The 18319-nt window shown below is 32.2% G+C and carries 19 protein-coding genes; 11 read left to right on the top strand and 8 right to left on the bottom strand.

Translation table 11 applies throughout. The annotated features are described in order from the left end of the window. Positions 1-4: 4 nt before the first annotated feature. Positions 5-430: a very short patch repair endonuclease gene (locus tag RH98_RS11610; protein ID WP_010254927.1), complete on the bottom strand. Its 426-nt coding sequence runs from the start codon at positions 428-430 to the stop codon at positions 5-7. A 185-nt stretch (positions 431-615) separates the two neighbouring features. Then, complete coding sequence (mobA, locus tag RH98_RS11605) at positions 616-1044, bottom strand: conjugal transfer protein MobA (RefSeq protein ID WP_010254925.1); 429 nt, start codon at positions 1042-1044, stop codon at positions 616-618. Between the two features lie 487 nt (positions 1045-1531). Between mobA and RH98_RS11600 the strand changes: the two genes are divergently transcribed. From RH98_RS11600 to RH98_RS11590, 3 genes are all read left to right on the top strand, one after another. After that, complete coding sequence (locus tag RH98_RS11600) at positions 1532-1975, top strand: DUF3408 domain-containing protein (RefSeq protein ID WP_010254923.1); 444 nt, start codon at positions 1532-1534, stop codon at positions 1973-1975. A 437-nt stretch (positions 1976-2412) separates the two neighbouring features. Next, positions 2413-2709, top strand: coding sequence for a helix-turn-helix domain-containing protein (locus tag RH98_RS11595; protein WP_010254922.1), 297 nt, complete (start codon positions 2413-2415; stop codon positions 2707-2709). After that, positions 2706-2993, top strand: coding sequence for a helix-turn-helix domain-containing protein (locus RH98_RS11590; protein WP_010254920.1), 288 nt, complete (start codon positions 2706-2708; stop codon positions 2991-2993). The genes RH98_RS11595 and RH98_RS11590 overlap by 4 nt, the downstream gene beginning before the upstream one ends. Positions 2994-3086: 93 nt before the next feature. Here the strand turns inward: RH98_RS11590 and RH98_RS11585 are convergent, their stop codons facing one another. Beyond that, positions 3087-4337 (bottom strand): site-specific integrase, encoded by a 1251-nt coding sequence (locus RH98_RS11585; protein ID WP_010254917.1) that lies wholly within the window; start codon positions 4335-4337, stop codon positions 3087-3089. Positions 4338-5436: 1099 nt separating this feature from the next. Next, entirely contained in the window at positions 5437-5613 is a 177-nt protein-coding gene (locus tag RH98_RS15875; RefSeq protein ID WP_010254915.1) for a hypothetical protein, read from the bottom strand. A 125-nt stretch (positions 5614-5738) separates the two neighbouring features. On the opposite strand from RH98_RS15875, the gene RH98_RS11580 reads away from it, so the two are divergent. The 3 genes from RH98_RS11580 (at position 5739) to hmpA (ending at position 8348) form a co-directional block, all read left to right on the top strand. Further along, positions 5739-6176, top strand: coding sequence for a hypothetical protein (locus RH98_RS11580; RefSeq protein WP_010254912.1), 438 nt, complete (start codon positions 5739-5741; stop codon positions 6174-6176). Between the two features lie 362 nt (positions 6177-6538). Next, on the top strand, positions 6539-6976 hold the full coding sequence (locus RH98_RS11575; RefSeq protein WP_010254911.1) for an RrF2 family transcriptional regulator: 438 nt from the start codon (positions 6539-6541) through the stop codon (positions 6974-6976). Positions 6977-7151: 175 nt separating this feature from the next. Beyond that, the gene (hmpA, locus tag RH98_RS11570) at positions 7152-8348 is read left to right on the top strand and encodes an NO-inducible flavohemoprotein (protein ID WP_010254909.1); all 1197 of its coding nucleotides are present in this window, start codon (positions 7152-7154) and stop codon (positions 8346-8348) included. Positions 8349-8455: 107 nt separating this feature from the next. Here hmpA and RH98_RS11565 read toward each other — a convergent pair whose 3' ends face one another. Then, a complete protein-coding gene (locus tag RH98_RS11565; RefSeq protein ID WP_010254905.1) occupies positions 8456-9298 on the bottom strand; it encodes a prephenate dehydratase in 843 nt (280 codons plus the stop codon). 385 nt (positions 9299-9683) lie between these two features. On the opposite strand from RH98_RS11565, the gene RH98_RS11560 reads away from it, so the two are divergent. From RH98_RS11560 to RH98_RS11540, 5 genes are all read left to right on the top strand, one after another. After that, on the top strand, positions 9684-10277 hold the full coding sequence (locus RH98_RS11560) for a glutathione peroxidase (RefSeq protein ID WP_010254903.1): 594 nt from the start codon (positions 9684-9686) through the stop codon (positions 10275-10277). Positions 10278-10336: 59 nt separating this feature from the next. After that, a complete protein-coding gene (menD, locus tag RH98_RS11555) occupies positions 10337-11992 on the top strand; it encodes a 2-succinyl-5-enolpyruvyl-6-hydroxy-3-cyclohexene-1-carboxylic-acid synthase (RefSeq protein WP_010254902.1) in 1656 nt (551 codons plus the stop codon). A gap of 69 nt (positions 11993-12061) precedes the next feature. After that, positions 12062-12406, top strand: coding sequence for a DUF2853 family protein (locus tag RH98_RS11550; protein ID WP_010254900.1), 345 nt, complete (start codon positions 12062-12064; stop codon positions 12404-12406). Positions 12407-12973: 567 nt separating this feature from the next. Further along, positions 12974-13915: an NAD-dependent epimerase/dehydratase family protein gene (locus RH98_RS11545; protein WP_010254898.1), complete on the top strand. Its 942-nt coding sequence runs from the start codon at positions 12974-12976 to the stop codon at positions 13913-13915. A 39-nt stretch (positions 13916-13954) separates the two neighbouring features. Further along, a complete protein-coding gene (locus RH98_RS11540) occupies positions 13955-14875 on the top strand; it encodes a helix-turn-helix domain-containing protein (protein WP_010254896.1) in 921 nt (306 codons plus the stop codon). 173 nt (positions 14876-15048) lie between these two features. Here RH98_RS11540 and RH98_RS11535 read toward each other — a convergent pair whose 3' ends face one another. From RH98_RS11535 to RH98_RS11525, 3 genes are all read right to left on the bottom strand, one after another. After that, entirely contained in the window at positions 15049-16383 is a 1335-nt protein-coding gene (locus RH98_RS11535) for an amidohydrolase (RefSeq protein ID WP_010254894.1), read from the bottom strand. Between the two features lie 182 nt (positions 16384-16565). Then, positions 16566-17276, bottom strand: a complete 711-nt coding sequence (locus RH98_RS11530) for an ankyrin repeat domain-containing protein (protein ID WP_026038873.1) — start codon at positions 17274-17276, stop codon at positions 16566-16568. A 109-nt stretch (positions 17277-17385) separates the two neighbouring features. Further along, a complete protein-coding gene (locus tag RH98_RS11525) occupies positions 17386-18261 on the bottom strand; it encodes a helix-turn-helix domain-containing protein (protein ID WP_010254890.1) in 876 nt (291 codons plus the stop codon). Positions 18262-18319 lie beyond the last annotated feature (58 nt).

The raw sequence follows: 18319 nt of genomic DNA, 5'->3' as shown, positions 1-18319 counted from the left end.
TTCATTAATTATTATATTCAATTATGTTGTTATACAACTTTGTTAATGTTTCTTCTCTTTTTACCTTGCTTAACTCACATTCCCATACTATTAAAACTCTCCAGCCAGCTTCGGTAAGCTCAATTTTATTTCTTTTATCCCTTTCAACATTCTTCAATATTTTTGGAATCCAATAGTCTGTATTACTTTTGGGCATCCTATTCAGTTTACATCCTGTATGAGCGTGCCAAAAGCATCCATTTACAAAGACTACTGTCTTGTATTTTGGCAAAACAATATCAGGGTTGCCAATCAACTTTTTGTTGTAAATTCTATATCTTAATCCTTTGCTAAATAGAAATTTACGAGTGATGATTTCAGGCTTGGTGTCTGTTTTCCTGATTTTGCTCATTATTTCACTTCTTTTTTCTTTTGAAAATTTATCTTTCATACAGTCAGGCTATTGAGCAAAAAAATAAAAGATTCTTACTTTCAAGAAGAAAAATCTAATCTTACAAAGATACTCAAAAAAAGTTCAAGTTAAGAGGTGTGATATAAACATTTCAGCCTGTATTTCATAATTATATATACACCACTACTTCGTTATAGAAACAACTTTTTCTATCATTATTCTCGCTATTTTTTCAAATGCTTTGTTTCAAATTCTTCTGTTAACTCAACTACTTTTTTGAACAATGCTACCATTTCAGCCGTTTGTTTTTCCAATTTAAAGAGGTAAGCAGATGCTTTTTTCTCTGAAAAGTTACTGTATAGCAGCTTTACAATTTGGTTGTAATTTACACCTACGGAACGAAACTGACTGTGGAAAGAAGTCAATCGCATATAAAAATCAACAGTTCCTTTGTCAATTTTTACGGATTTCATTTCCTTTCCAAATAATAATGAAACGATGAATCTTGCCTTATTATCCATTCCTGATTGGTCAAAAAGAGCTAAAAATTTAGCATTTTCCTCATCCGTAAGACGAAAAACATAGCGGTTCATTTTTGGATTAAGCTTGGGCTTTCGTCCGCCTTTGTTGTATTTTCTATTAATTTCTTCCATAATAAATCCATTTTTAATTTTTAACCATTCGACTTCGGAGAAATGGTTTAGCTCCCTGCGTAAGGGCAAGTAGTCTTGAGGCACTAAACTCGATTTAGAGTGCCTCAAGACACAACTTGCCAATATCTGATGATATTAAAAATCCGCTCTTCGAGACGGATTATAGTTAGCAAGGAAAACGCCCATTTCCTGTATCAAATTTCGGAAAGAAAAACAGATGCACCGCAAGCCAATGACAGCCAAATAGTGCCAATGACAGCCACTTTAATTCAGATTGAGACTGTTTTTATTTCATTTGTGTTCGTTTAGCTGGCTGATTGGATACAGAGTTAATCAATAGGTTAAAATGATTGCTGGCAGATTGTAGTTTTTTCAATTAATTGAAAAGATGCAGGTGCATAGATAGTTGCATCGGTACAATGAGATATACAACTAACTGTTCAGCTAAACAAACAGCTAATTTGAAATAACATTAAAAACAAGTGATATGATACACGAAGACAACAAAAAACAACAACCCGAAGGACAGGATTTTTCTTTAGAAAATTTTATTGGCTATGAAAAGAAACAGTCTGCACAGGAACAACATCGGGACGACTTTACCACTCCCGAAACAGACGGAAATGCTGAAACGGAAAATACAAAATCCACAGCAAGTAATACCAAGAGAACAACCTCAAAGTCAAAGAAGCTGACCAAAGAGGATTACTGCGGTCAGTTCTTTAAAATTCCGAATACAAGAGCAAGCAAAGGGAAATCGGTCTATGTAAGACAGGAACACCACGAAACGTTTAACAGACTTATCGGCATTATGGGTATCGACAAACTCACGATTTATGCGTATCTGGATAATATTATCGAATACCACTTTCAAGAGTTTGAAGAATTGATTAGGGAAATCTACAACGAAAATTACAAGCCGTTGTTTTGATTGCGGTACGTTGATGGGTGGTGTGTTCCTTCCTTTTAAAATTATTTTTCAAAACAAAAAACAGAAAAAAAAGAAAGCCATTTTAACAAGGCGGACAGGCGGAAAAACCAAAAGGAAACGGAATAAGTCCCGAAGGGTGGCAGGGCAACACAACAACTCGGTGAAGTCACCTTTTTGCCCTGCCATTATGCCGTAAGCTTTTGGTTGGGCGGTGCGGTGGATGTCCGCCTTACTTTTGCTACCTTTTTGTTCTTTTTGGAGAATAGTTTTTACTAAATATTACTTGTAAAAAGACTCTGCTGTTTTGGATATAACCTATTAAATGTTTCTTTTTCATCAGAATGCCAATAACAGCCAAATACTGCCACTGAGTACCACATTGGGATATTCTATATAACATAGAGCTTAATTTTGTTATGAATTAAAATAAATTACATATGGAAATAGCTGTTTTAGATATTCAGATTTTAAAAAAATTGCAAAGGGAAATAAAGGAAGTTTCTAATTTGATTAAGGAAATGACCTCTCCATACAAAGCATTGCAACAGGCAACAAAATGGCTCGACCAACAGGAAGTATGTCAATTGCTCAACATTAGCAAACGGACATTACAGACATACAGGGCAAAAGGTATTATTGGGGCAACGCAAATTAATAGAAAGACGTATTTCAAATTATCCGATATAGAATTATTTATGCAGAAATCACAACCATTAAAAAAACTAAAGAAATGAAACAAATTGGAAATTCAAACGAGGATATGCTTGCCCTAATCGAAGCTGTTGTTGCTATAAAAAATGAACTGCTGTATATCAAAACACATTTCCATCCTTTACTGCAAGGGGAAATATATCTGACGGGTGAACAGGTTTGTGAAATGCTATATATCAGCAAACGGACATTGCAACAGTACAGAGATGACGGAGTTGTACCCTTTATCAAACTTGAACGGAAAATTCTTTTCCGAGAATCAGACATTATCAAAGTATTGGAAGACGGTTATCAAAGTGTCGTCTAAAACCAAAAGATTATTGTAAAATATCAGTAAAAAAACAGCCCACTGCTTTAAGCGGTGGGCTGTGGTGTTTTATGGAAGTAGTGATATTACTGCTTACAAGCTTGTAACGAAAGAACTTTCCAACCCCTTAAATTTATGCGATACCTTTTGCATATCCTTACCGACTTTCTCGTTGAGTATTTTCGCATAAATCTGCGTGGTGGCAATATTCTTATGCCCTAACATTTTGCTCAAACTTTCCAACGGAACGCCCTCGCTCAAAAACAATGTTGCAAACGTATGGCGTGCCAAATGAAAGGTTACTTTCTTTTCTTTCAGGCAGTCGATAAGTTTGGATATTTTCTTTAATTTGTCATTACAGACTGTGTTTGAGGGAACAGGAAAGACCTTACCGTCGTTTGATAATCCTGCATATTTCTCAATAATCATTTTCGGAATATCCAACAGCATTACATTAGACGATGTAGATGTTTTCTTTCTCCGTATAATAATCCATTGGTTACCATCAAAGAACTCTTGGATATTGCTACTTTTTAGCCCTTTTAAATCTGAATAGGAAAGCCCTGTAAAGCAACTAAAAACAAAAAGGTCTTTAACCAATTCATCAATCTTCTTTTCACAGTTGAATTTTACAAGCTCTTCCAACTCATTCCGCATTAGATAGCCTCTATCCTTATCCTTTTTGGTGTTCTTGTACTCACTGAACGGATGAAAGGCGAGGTGCTTTCTGTTCATTGCCAATCGGCACACGGTTGTAAAACCAATCATATAGAGCCAAATCGTATTATGCACTAAACCTTTGTCGTTACGCAAGTAATAATCAAACTCTTGTACAAATTCACAATTCAGGTCGGTAAAAGACACATCGGAATATCCGTATTTTATCTTTGCAAAATTCCGCAGGTGCATTAAAAGTGTTTTGTATTTACCGTGTGAACCTTTTACCCGAAGTCCGCTCTTTACCTTTTTGTCAAAGTCGGACAAAAACTGTTCATAGAATTTGAAAAAGGTCAATTCTCCGCTTTCCATTCCGAGAAAGGTGTTTTTTAGTTTTGCACTATTTACAGCTCCCTCGTTTTTCAGGATTTTGGAATAGCATTCCTCAACACCAAAACGTATTTTGTCAAGTTTACTATTTAAGTCTTGGGCTTCTCGGCTTTTTCCTAAAACCCTGCCATACTTCAAATCCCAATTTGGTGCGGAAATATCCAATTTGGTGCTGAATGCAGATTGTTGACCATTCACAGTAATTCTGCACATAATCGGAACCATTCCGTTTTTCTTGGGTGCATTCTTTTTAAGGTAGAACAATACCTTAAATGTTGATTTTTTTGTCATTTCCATACTCACAATTCATTAATGTAAAATTAAACTTAAGTGAGCTACGGAACAATAAGAAAAACCACGCAAATAACTGAAATACAGCGGTATAAAATATTTTGTTTGAATGTTTTAAAGTAACGATTTAGTAACCTTACTTTTTCCAAACCTCGCTTTTTTCCGCCTTATTCCACATTACCAAAAAAATAAAAATCGTTGTAAAACCCTTATTGATAAGGGGTTTTTCTGTTTTTAATCTTTGATGTATTTTTGCTGAAAATTTGTTTTAAAAATCACGCTAAATTAGATATAAACAGTATTCAATAAACAAAAGAATAAAAATAAAAAACATAAACTTAACTAACTAAAAAACAACACAATAACACACAAATAATATAATATTACACTTTTATTATTATAAATTAGAAACTAAAAAACGCTAACTCACCTATATTTTATACTAAAAAATACTTAAGTATGTTAACCATTATTAATCTCTTGTATATAACATCTATAACTAACAATTAATATATATTAGATATCAAAGTCATCTTGACTTTATAGTTTTCTGAAATTTTATCACCTCATAACGATAAAATCCAATAAATTCTATATCAAGTATATCTTTTAGATGTCAATAAGTGATGAGATTTTTAATAAACACTGTAACTATCTTCGCAAAACAAAAAGCACCTCACTTTTTTAAAATCACAAAAGACATATATAGTTAAATAACAATACTTTAGCTTACAAATAATCTATTGAGTTAAAATTTGGATGCTTGCTAAGGCTAGTATTCATAAGGACTCGAGCTAAATGCTTCAACAATTCCCCATAATTGTTCTATACAGAAAGTTATTTGTTGAAGGAATCTTGAAGAACTCTTGAAGCATTGTTGAAAAAATCATATCGCATATATTAGTGATGGCACATAATGAATCAATTATCTCACGAATCATTTTAGCTACTTCTGTTCAAAAAAGATCTTTGAAGAATTAAATGGCTGCACCGAATTAATTAGATAAGTGATAATAAGATGAAGTCACCTTGATTTTTTAACTTTCTAAAATTTCTATACCCCACCTTTTTTTATTTTAGAAAAGTCAAGACAACCTCATCTTAATTAATACTTACATGAATTATTATTACAACCAAATCCTAAAAATGCTTGTAAAAACAAATAGATAGCAGGAATGGCTAATATCCATAATTGCGCATAGAAACTCTGAATTAACAATAACACTCCTAATCCCAATCTGATCCAACGAACTGGAGTCCACCCTTTAAAATACTTAATCATCCTATTGTTTTTTATATAATACAAACATAATAATTATCAAAAGCTAATAGTGTAACAATTGTTACTGTCTATAGCTAAAACAAGCGATATCTTCGTCTAGAATAATAACATAAAAAACAACAAAGATGAAAAAAATAGTATTAGCTCTAGCAATCGTATTATCGCTAAACACCATTAGTTATGCCTCTTCTATAGCTAATGATCATATTGAAAAAGCAATGTATCAAGAAACAAAGGGAAATAAGTTTGCAATCTTGGTACAATCCACAAAGAACCTACAGGCGTCAATTATGACGGCATCTGAAATGATTAAAGCTAACCCAAAAGTAGATTTTGAAATTGTCATAATGGGACAAATGGTACAGGAACTAAACAATAGAGATCTACGTCCTGCATTAGATGCTGCAAACAAAGCTGGGATTAAACTAATTGTTTGTGAATTTGCACTTGATGCTTACGCAGTACAATTAAAGGACTTACCTAGCTATTTCATTGGCACGCCAAACGCACATAAATATATGTTTCAATTACAAGAAAACAAATACAATACATTATCCATATAGCCAGCTTTAAATAAATAAAAAACTCCGCATTCTTTTACAGAATACGGAGTTTTGATTATTAAGCTCCTCCCAATCGTTAAGCTTTATCTAACTTACCCTAAATAATCCTCAATAACAAAGATTATATCACTTTTAACACTTATTAATCTTCTCACCCCCTTATTCTTTTATACGAATATCTTCTAAAAAAAGTCTATAATCTCCTTTTACAATTCTAATTTTACCATAATAGCACATAATAGTTTACCTTAAAAGTTAATTTTAAAAAAAGACATTTATATCTTTTTATTATTCAATAGTTTTGTCTCAAAGTTAATCGATACAGATAAACACAACTATCATCTAAAATATCAATAACCAAAATGGGAGTATTTTCTAAGACATGTCAATATGCGATAAGAGCAGTATTTTACATTGCTAAGAGAAGCGAACAAGGATATAAATCTAATATTAAAGAAATTGCATCTGAAGTCAACTCTCCAGAACACTTTCTTGCCAAGATATTACAAAAACTTAGCAAAGAAGGACTTATTCAATCAATCAAAGGACCAAATGGCGGTTTTTATATTGACATACCTCACCTAGATAGACCATTGATAGATATTGTTATTGCTATTGAAGGAAAAGAATTACTCACAGAATGCGGTATGGGATTAAGTTACTGTTCTGAAAAGAACCCGTGCCCACTGCATAAAGACTTTAAAATAATAAGAACCAAATTAATAAAGCTATTAAAATCGACAACTATTGGTCAATTTAATGAAGAGCTTCTACAAGGTCAACTCACTTTAAATAAATAAATTAAGTTCTATAAAACATATAATACTTACACAATAATAAAAGACAAAAACATCTTAAATATAAACAACTAACAAAACAGAATAAACTAACTGAAAATGAAAACTATACTGATAAAATAATAACACAATAATAAAAGACAAAAACATCTTAATATATACTTAAAAACACAAAAAAATGACAACAGAACACAAAGAGCTCGTAAAAGCAACCATTCCAGTATTAAGAGAAAATGGAGTATTACTAACCAAACATTTCTACCAAAGAATGTTTACACATAATCCAGAGTTGAAACATGTTTTCAATATGGGTAACCAACAAAATGATAGACAACAAACAGCCCTAGCAATGGCAGTATTAGCCTATGCTGAGCACATCGACGATCCTTCTGTTCTATTTCCTGTTGTAAACCACATTGGACATAAACACACTAGTTTAGATATCCGAGCTGACCATTATGCTATAGTTGGAAAACACCTCATTGCTTCTATTCAAGAAGTTTTAGCAGATGCTGCAACTCCACAACTTTTAGAAGCTTGGACTGTAGCCTACCGGGAGCTAGCATCACTTATGAGTGGTCATGAACAAACATTATACAACAAGCAAACTAATAAAACTGGTGGCTGGTCAGGTTGGAGACCATTTATTGTTAAACAAAAAGTAAAAGAGTCTGAAGAAATTACTTCATTTTACCTTTATCCTTCAGATGGTGGCAGTGTAGCTGACTTTACTCCAGGACAATATATAAGTTTAAGGTTATTCTTACCAGAATTGAATCTATTACAACCACGCCAATATAGTATTTCGTGTGCACCTAATGGACAATATTATCGCATATCTGTAAAAAGAGAGGCTGGTACACAACATCCAGATGGTTTAATTAGTAATAGGCTACACGATCATATAAAAGAAGGAGATATTGTTGAACTGACTGCTCCTGCAGGTGTATTTACCTTACAGACCCAGCCAAAAACAAAAATATTCATTAGCGGTGGTGTTGGACAAACGCCTTTACTGGCAATGCTAGAAAGCTTATTAACTACTAATACCTCTACTGCTATCAAGTGGATTCACGGCTGCAGAAATAAAGAGGTACACGCATTTAAAAACAGGTTAGAAGAACTAGAGCGCAATCACCAAAATTTAAGTCAACATATTTTCTATGATGTAGTAGAAAATACAAGCGAGCAATTATACCAAGGATGGGTAGATCTAGCTATGCTAAAAGATGATATCATATTAGATAATGCAGAATATTATATTTGTGGACCTGGTGCATTCATCAATAAACACTACACTTATTTAATTGAAAACAAAATAGATAAAGCTAACATTCATTTTGAAGAATTTGGTCCAGCATCATTAACCTTATAAATAGTTTTTTTAATATTTTAAATAAAGTATGAGCAAATAAAACGCCAGCTTCTAAATAGAAAGCTGGCGTTTTTTATTCTGAGAATATTGTAATACTTACATTTTAATTACTTAAGACGACTCGCTAACTTATCTTCTTTGTACTCTCCTAATACATTAAGATACTTTGTTACTTTTCTGACCTCTTCTAAAGCCTTATAATACCTATCATAGTCTTGGTCAACTAAAACTACATTAACGTGAAAAGAATATTCAAAGACACAATCAGAAAGAGGTACGGACTGAATCTTAGTTAGATTTAAACCGTGATCAGCTAATATTTCTAATACTTTACTTAAGCGACCCTTTTGGTGATCGGTATAGAAATACAAAGTAGCTTTATTAAACCCTTCTACTTTCATTGGTTTTGTACCTACTAAGTAAAATCGGGTAAAATTGTCATAAATATCATGGATATTCTCTGCTAATATTTCTAGGTTATACATTTCTGCCGCTAACTTTGAACCAATAGAAGCGACACCTTTTAATTGTTTATATTGAATATTTCGCGCACATGTAGCAGTATCGTCCATTGCTAAGCGCTTCCAATCTTCATGTTGATCAAGAAAGTTTTCACATTGTAAAAGTGCCATAGGATGCGTACGAACCTCTGTTATATCATTAAGAGTCTGCCCCTTAAGACCTAACAAATTATGCTTAATAGGAAGCGCAATTTCTCCTCCTATATAAAGTTTATTCTTTGTCATTAAAGAATAATTAGGTAAGATAGATCCAGCTATAGAATTTTCGATAGCCATCATTCCATAATCTACTTTTCCTGATACGACTTGTTTAACTAGTGAATTAAAAGTTGGACTATCTACAATTTCTACTGCCTCTTCTTTGTAAAAACGCTCTACTGCTTCATGGTGGAAAGATCCCTTAATCCCCTGAATAATAACGGACTTCATAAAATTAGTTTGTTTGGTAATTATTAAGACTATCAAAGTTAATAGATAATCCAATAGATACAGGGTTTTTATAGCAAAAAAACATTTTTATATCATATCTATTGATAATCAAAAATAGACATACTAAAACAACCACTATCCAAGCCTCTGAAAATTACAAGCCACTGATAAGACAACGAGTTATCCTACTTTTAAATTCTAATAGATTATAAACTTGACAAAGTTTAATTAAATTTAGTTAAGTCATTCTCTGTCCTAACTCCTTAAAAAAACAACTATTTTTAGCACAACACACTCGTAGTCAACCCAAATAGCAAAACGTTAAAATTTAGAGGAGTTACAATACAATTTGTACCTTTAACTAATAAAATAAAAACAACTCACAATGAAAAAAATAGTTTTATTACTAGGATTAACCCTTACCACTACTGTATTTGCAAATATTTCACCTACTATAAACACTGAAAACACAAATATTATGAACAAACAAAAAGACAAACAGACCATTTATCAATTTAAGGTAGAAGATCTATCAGGTAATGAATTTGATCTTGCGAGCTTAAAAGGCAAAAAGGTAATGATTGTTAATACAGCTTCAGAATGCGGACTAACCCCACAATACGAGCAATTGCAAAGTATGTACAATGAATTTGGTGGTGACAAATTTGTCATTATTGGTTTTCCTGCAAACAACTTTGGAGCACAAGAACCAGGAAGTAATGCTGAAATAGCTACTTTTTGTCAAGCAAATTACGGAGTTACTTTTCCTATGATGTCAAAAATATCAGTAAAAGGAGAAGATATAGCACCTATTTATGCTTTCCTTACTCAGAAAGAAAAGAATGGCTTACAAGACAGTGAAGTTGAATGGAATTTTCAAAAATATCTAATCGACCAGACAGGTCATTTAGTAAAAGTAATCGGTCCTAGAGTATTGCCAAATGATCCAGAAATCAAAGAATGGATAAAAGCAAAATAACATTTGTATAGGACAATATTGCTTACATAGTTCGTATATTTGAGTTTTAGTTTTTGATTATGATTTATCCAGAAATAAAATTAGCTCAAAGTATTATTGAAATCTGTAAAGCAAAAAATATTAAAAACATAGTAATATCACCAGGATCACGTAACGCACCCTTAACCATTGGGTTCGCTAGTGATCCTTTTTTTACATGTTATAGCCTTGCAGATGAGCGTTGCGCCGCTTTCTTTGGAATGGGAATTAGTCAACAGACCAATTATCCTACAGCCTTAGTCTGTACCTCAGGCTCTGCCCTATTAAATTATTATCCAGCTGTTGCTGAAGCTTTCTACAGTCAAATCCCTTTAATTATTATCTCTGCAGATAGACCGACATCTAAAATCGACATAGGAGATGGACAAACTATTCGTCAACGAGATGTCTATCACAATCATATTTTATATAATGCTAACCTCTTGGAAGAGGCATCCGAAGAGAACGATTCTATCATCAACATGGCTATTAATATGGCTATAGCAAAGAAAGGACCAGTTCATATCAATGCGCCTTTTGAAGAGCCGTTATACAACACTGTGGAGACATTAGAGGTAAGTTCTAAAATAGTTGATCTTGAGACTCTACCTCCTTCTCCAATAGAATATTCTAGTTATGCTAAAAAATGGAATGAGGCAAAGAGAAAATTAGTTCTCGTAGGAGTAAATAAACCTAATAGTATTGATAAAGAAGTAATTGAATTTCTTGCCAATGACCCATCTGTGGTTGTAATGACAGAAACCACATCTAATTTGCACCATCCAAATTTTGTGGAGCATATAGATCGTATTATTACTTCGTTTAATCAGGATGATTTTAAACTATTTCAACCCGATATCCTTATCACTTTTGGTGGAATGGTAGTAAGTAAACGCGTCAAAGCTTTCTTAAGAAAATATAAGCCAACAGAACATTGGCATATAGATAATTTGCGCCATTATGATACTTTTGGAGCATTGACTAATGAAATTTTCGAAACCCCCAATAACTTCTTAAAAAACCTAGCTCCATTAATAAGCAATGAGCAAACAGTTGGTTATCAAAAAAGAGCGCATGATATAGTACTGGCTCGCAGAGCTAGACACAATGACTATGTAGCTACTATTGCTTTTTCGGATCTAAAAGCATTTGAATGTATCGCAAACACGCTACCTGAACATACACAATTACAAATTAGTAATAGCTCTGCAATTCGCTATGCTCAATTGGTTCCACTTGATTCAAGTATAGAAGTATTTTGTAATCGTGGTACTAGTGGAATTGATGGTTGTACTTCTACTGCTATAGGAGCAGCTATAGGCTCAGGGAAACCAACTGTAATTGTTACGGGAGATATAAGTTTTCTATATGACAGCAATGCACTATGGAACGCCTATATCCCTAAAAACTTCAAAATAATATTACTCAATAATAAAGGTGGTGGAATATTTAGAATTCTACCTGGACATCAAGAAACTCCAGTATTCAATACTTATTTTGAAACTACTCATGAACTAACTGCAGAACATCTAGCAAAAATGTTTCACTTTGACTATTACACGGCACAAAGTGAAGAAGAATTAAATCAGATATTACCAGAGTTTTGGCAAAGCAACGATAAGCCCGTAATTCTTGAAATCATTACACCAACAATGATAAACGATAAAATACTACAAGAATACTTTCGCAAAATGTAATTTTTTACTTAGCATTTGGTAGTAGATATTATTTTTTTTATTACTTTTAGGATATTTAAAAAAAATACTATGAGTAAAAGAACAGAATTAATTGAAAAGTATGCTGCAGATTTAAAAGATAAATGCGGTGTAACTCCTAACATGGAATTGTTAGAAAAAGTAACTATTGGGTGCGGTCCTTCTATTTACAATAAAGATTCATCAACAGTAGCAAGTTCTTCTGAATCAGAATTAGCCACAGTTAAGAATAACTTCTTAATTAAAAAATTAGGATTAAAAGACGACGCTAAATTAGATGAAGCTATTAAAAAAGTAATGGATCAGTATGGCCAATCTAATAGAAATAAGTACAGAGCGGTAGTTTACTACCTTCTAACTCTACACTTCAAAAAAGAAAGTGTTTATAATAAATAATAAAAAACCAATAATATTTGATTGATTTAATTCACTGTTATTTATAAGTCAATTAAAATGAAGGCTATTACGGATGTAATAGCCTTTTTAATTTTATAGACATAAGGTGTTTTTCACATAGTTCATATCATTAATTATACTATCCATAATATAATATTATAGTTGGGGGATGTTCGGGTATCCTTCAAGGTTTGTTCGGATATTGCTTGATTAGCAGCCATTTTTACTAGCTTTTCCCGAATAAACCCCAAACAAAACTCAGACAAAAGTATTTCCTTTATAATCTTATCCCTTTAATAATAACGGATACAAGAATATTAATCTCAATTAGAGTATGGGCAAAAAAGGTAATTTGTAATCAAGAGCAGTAAGAAATAGTTTTTAGTATAGAGTATGCTATTTTTAAAGGAAGTTAAAGAATCCTATCTAAGATTTGGATACAATAATCAGAAATTGCGTTACAATTACTATACCTATATTTTAGAATTTTGTCTTGTTAAACAATAAGAAAAGTAGCAATAGTATACCATTGCTATTTCTTTTATTAATTTTAAAAAAACAAAAGCTATGCAAACAATATTAGGTGCTAATGGACAAATAGGAGAAGAACTGGCAAGAGAGTTAAAAAGAAATTATACTAGTGAAATTCGTATCGTCAGCAGAAAACCTCAAAAAGTAAATGATACTGATGAGTTGTATGCCGCCGATTTAAGCCATTTAGATCAAGCTATACAAGCCACTAAAGACAGTGAAATTGCTTATTTCACACTAGGACTTCCAATGAATACGCCAATGTGGGAGGAGCAATTTGTCAATATAACTAAGAATGTTATACAGGCTTGTAAAATTAATAATACTAAACTGGTTTTCTTTGACAATACCTATATGTATCCACAGAATAATGAAATCTTAACAGAGCAAACATCATTTGCCCCAAATGGTAGAAAAGGACAAGTACGAAAAGAAATGGCTGAATTAGTTCTTGGTGAAATTAACAATGCAGGGCTAAAAGCTGTTATTTGTCGAGCACCAGAATTTTACGGTCCAGACAAAACTCAAAGTATAACTAACTCTCTTATCTTTGATAAAATAAAAGATAACAAAATAGCTAAGGTTCCTCTTAGTGATAAAACTAAGCGCAGCCTAATATGGACCCCAGATGCTAGTCGAGCGACCGCTCTAATAGGAAATACTCCAGAGGCTTATGGACAAACATGGCATCTACCTGTAGATCATCAAAAATTAACTTACAAAGAGTTTATACAATTGATTTCAAAAATTTACGGCAAATCATTCAAATATAAAGTTATCTCTAACTGTATGTTTAAATTAGGAAGTATCTTTAGTAACAAAGTGAAAGAATTACAAGAATTACTTCCTCGCTATGCTTATGATAATTTATTTGATGATAGTAAGTTTAGAAAGTACTTCCAAAATTTTAAAATAACTTCCTATGAAGAAGGAATTTCTATAATTAAAAATCAGCAAAAAAATCAAAAAGTTAATTAAATTTACTACTCCGCATTATAGAGCTAAAAACAAAGGACTATGAGTACTGCAAAATCCCCCATTCGATTATCTTCTATTTCTGCATTACATCAATATTTGCAGTTAGAAAAACCTACTCATCCTTTAATTAGCGTATTTGATTTTTCAGATATTAACCTTACAAGTGATCAAATTATTGATTCAATTATTACTGATTTTTATATTATAGCATTAAAGAAAGATTGTGCAGGAGGTATTTTTAAATATGGACAACAGTATTATGATTTTCAAGAAGGTGTAGTTTACTTTACTGCACCAAGTCAAGTTATGCAGTTTGAAAATATTCTCTTAGAACAAGTAAAGGGCTTTGTAGTTGCTATTCATCCTGATTTATTTCATGGTTACCCACTTGCCAATACAATTGAACATTATGGATACTTCTCCTATACAACAAACGAAGCTCTATTTCTATCTGAAAAAGAAGAAAACTCTTTAATGGAACTGCTTGTAAATATCAAAAGTGAATTAGCACTTAATATAGATACTTTTACCCAAGACTTATTAGTCAGTAATATAGAACTACTGCTAAAATATTGTGATCGCTATTACAATCGTCAATTCTTAACACGTAAAAAGATAAATAGCGATATATTATCAAAACTTGAAGCCTTGTTAAATGACTATTTCACTATTGACAACTTAAGTCAACACGGTGTGCCTTCTGTTCAAATGATAGCCGATCAATTAGCAATAAGTCCTAATTATCTAAGTGATATGCTTCGTACTTACACAGGAATAAGTACCCAACAGCACTTACAGAACAAGTTAGTTGAAAAAGCCAAACAATTACTTTCTACTACAACTATGAGTGTATCAGAAATTGCTTATTCCTTGGGGTTTGAGCATTCACAATCTTTTCATCGTTTATTTAAGAAAGCGACTCTATTATCACCTCTTGCTTTTAGAGATCAGTTTAATTAAATAAGACAATAGTATACTATTCACTATTTAAAAAACAAAAAAAGCTAGCAGTCAAGGGCTAATGACTACTAGCTAATGGATCTAAAAAAAATGATTAAGATTACGATGCCATAGCCTTAATGGTATAGTATAAAAATTTAAAGTAGTGTTTTTATTACTATATAAGTGCTATTCTATAAAATTTGCTTTCCTTTATTAAAAGCTAACTCTCTTTTTGGATTTCTTGCAACTGCCTCTGCCGAGCAAGTTGCTTCAACTAGCACGAAACTTGCCTGATCACCTACATTTGGCCATACTCTGTTTCCTTTATTATCTAATGGCAATATTTGATCTTTCGTAGCAATTTGCAAAGCGCGACTTAGCGAATAGTCATCTGTCCAGCCATAGAGCTGAGCACAAAATTTAGCTTTTTCTAGCATATCACAATTACCAAAAGGTTGCCAATGATCAACAATACTATCTGTACCGGTCATTACCTTTACTCCATATTTATAAAAAGTAGGTATAGGCATCACAGATCGCCCTATTGGCACGGTAGATATCACTCCTATCTTATAATGAGCTAATTGCTCTGTAATACGCTCTAATTCTTTTGGTTCTAATTGTCCTAATGCAAAGCCATGACTGATAAATGTTTTATCTTCTAATGCTTTATTTTCACTCACGGTTTTAATCATATACTCTATAGCAGGTAATCCCGTCTTGGCACCTTCATGCAAATGAATATCTACTCCTTTACCATAGTCTAAAGCTGTTTTAAACATTATATCCAAAGACTTCTGCATATTTCCATCTACGGATGTAGGATCTAAACCTCCAATAAAGTCAATACCCATCTGTGCAGATTCTCTCAACAACGCCTCACAATCCGAATACATAATACCATGCTGAGGAAAAGCAACTATTTCTGATTGAATTACATCAGATTTATTTGCTAATGCCTTTTGCAAATGCTCTAAACTTTTTAATCCACTTACTGGATCTATATTAGTCTGACATCTTACAAAATAAGTTCCTTGACTATTCATTAACTCGATAGATTTCTCTGCCTTTTCTGTAGAATTAACAAGTAAATCAGGAATAATACGACGCTCTAAATCAATCATATCTTTTACTGTACGACCCGCTCTAGGCTCGCCATACCACTTATCTCCATAGAAAGTTTTGTCAATATGAATGTGCATATCTCTAAATCCAGGCAATAATAAGAATCCGCCACCATCAATTCTAGGTACGCTATGCGTTTGAGTATTTGCCTTAACAATTGATTTTATGACACCATCTAAAATATGGATATCATATAAGTTAGTAAGGGTAGCCATTACTTGTCCCTTATCATTATACTCAAACCCCTGTTCTAAAGTGACATTACTCAAGACGAATTCTTTGCTAATTGCCTTTGGTTGTTGTTTCCTATTTTCTACTTCATTGGCGTGGCTAGTTGTTGGTATAAACAAACTACCTGCCGCTGCAGTTGTCATTCCTAAGAATTGTTTTCTATTTATCATTTCACTAGTGGTTATAATCACCAATTACAATCTAGTTACTAGTGAAAATTCACATAGAAAATATCGTATTACTTATGGATAAAAAGCAACTTTAGAAAGAGTATTAAACGCTACCTCTTCTATAATTACTCCCCAAATAATACCTTCAATTTGTAATCAGTGAGATGTTATGTAAATTTTAATTATTTAGCACCAGCCTCTTCTAGAAGTTTTACAATCTCAGTAAACCCTCTTTTTTTAGCATGGTATAAAGGCGTTTTACCATCGTGATCTTTGATATTGACATTAACCCCTCCTTTTATAAGTTCGTGGACGATATGAGTATGAACCTTACCACCATCACTTAATACTATAGCTTCCATAAGGGCAGTCCATCCCAAGCGATTGACATGATCAATTGGAAAATCAGGAGTATTTACTAATAACTTTACTACTTGTAAATGTCCTTTCTCCGCTGCTGGTATAAGTGCAGAACCGTTATAACGATTGAATACTTTAAAATCAGCACCATTTTCTAAACACTTTTTCACTAAGGCCAAATTACCTTCAGCACCAGCATATAAAAAAGGACTATTTAGATTATTATCTTGTGTATTCACATTAGCACCGTGATCTATTAATAGAAAAGCAATATCATTATTAACTAAATAAGTAGCTAACATTAAAGGAGTTTGACCTTTACTATTTTTTGTCTCTAGATTACTATTCTTTGCAAGTTCCTGTTTAACAATCTCGATATTATTTTGTTCAATAGCTTTAAAAAGAGTTGTCATATCTTTGGTTTGTTCTGTTACTACTTTCTCTTTATTATTGTCATCGCTACAATTAGCAAATGTCACACTTGTAAAAATTGCCATATACATTAATAAAGAATATTTATTGTAAATCCTCATAACTTTCTATTTTTTGGGGATTAAAAATTAAAGCTTTAATTACACTAATACTTTAGTGTTAAGCATCTAATACAAAAGTAGAACCAATCTATTTACTATAATTGTAGTATTACAACTGATTATTGTAATTATTATAACTACTGCGAAATTCACCTGGGGTTAGACTTACGTGTTTCTTAAAAAAATTATTAAAGTAACTAGTATCATTAAACGATAAGTAATACGCTATTTCCTTTATAGATACACTAGTGGTTGTCAGTAAGCGCTTAGCTTCTAATATTATTCTATTATGTATTAATTCACTAGCGGTAAGTCCTAGCGCCTTTTTAGATCTTATATTCAAATAGTTGGGCGTAATATTCAGCTTTTGCGCATAAAAGGCAACATTACTTTGCTTATGAAAATATTCTTCTAAAAGTATTTCAAACTCTTGAATCTTTACATCAACTTTCTTTAATTCTTCTTCAGAATAATATTGTAAATAATATAATTGTACTTTTTTTAGTACTAAATGGAAAAGTAATAAACTAATCTCACGCTGTAATGCAGTCTTACCTTTTAAAGAATCCTCTAACTCGATGAGTTTATTTTTTATAACTAAATACTCCTCTTTGGTAAGTGTAAGACAAAAAGGCATTCCTATATAAAAAAACGGTAGTGGACTCAATAATTGAAAACTATTAAGCATAAGTTTAGAGAACATCAGCTGATGACCTTGTGTATCTGCAGATAATTGCCAATAATGGACTTGCTGTGGTCTTAAAAAATGTATCTGATACTCTTTTACTTCTATTTGATTAAAATCAATATCATGTCGACCTATCCCTTTCTCAATAAATAAAAGTAAATAAAAATCGTGCTTATGAGGGAGAATTAGATCGCTTCTACCTTTTTCGGTATGTTTAAACAGAGTAATATCCCAAGTATCCTCCCCTAAGATATGTGATGAAGTTAAGGTCTCTATTTTATTTTTATTGTTACTCATTGTTAGTATCAATAATAAATAATTCTGGAGGGAAAAACAAGTAAATATTCAATTTTGA

Source organism: Myroides injenensis M09-0166 (assembly GCF_000246945.1).
GTDB lineage: Bacteria > Bacteroidota > Bacteroidia > Flavobacteriales > Flavobacteriaceae > Flavobacterium > Flavobacterium injenense.
Note: the sequence above shows the minus strand (reverse complement) of the source record. Positions and strands in the feature narration are given on the sequence as shown.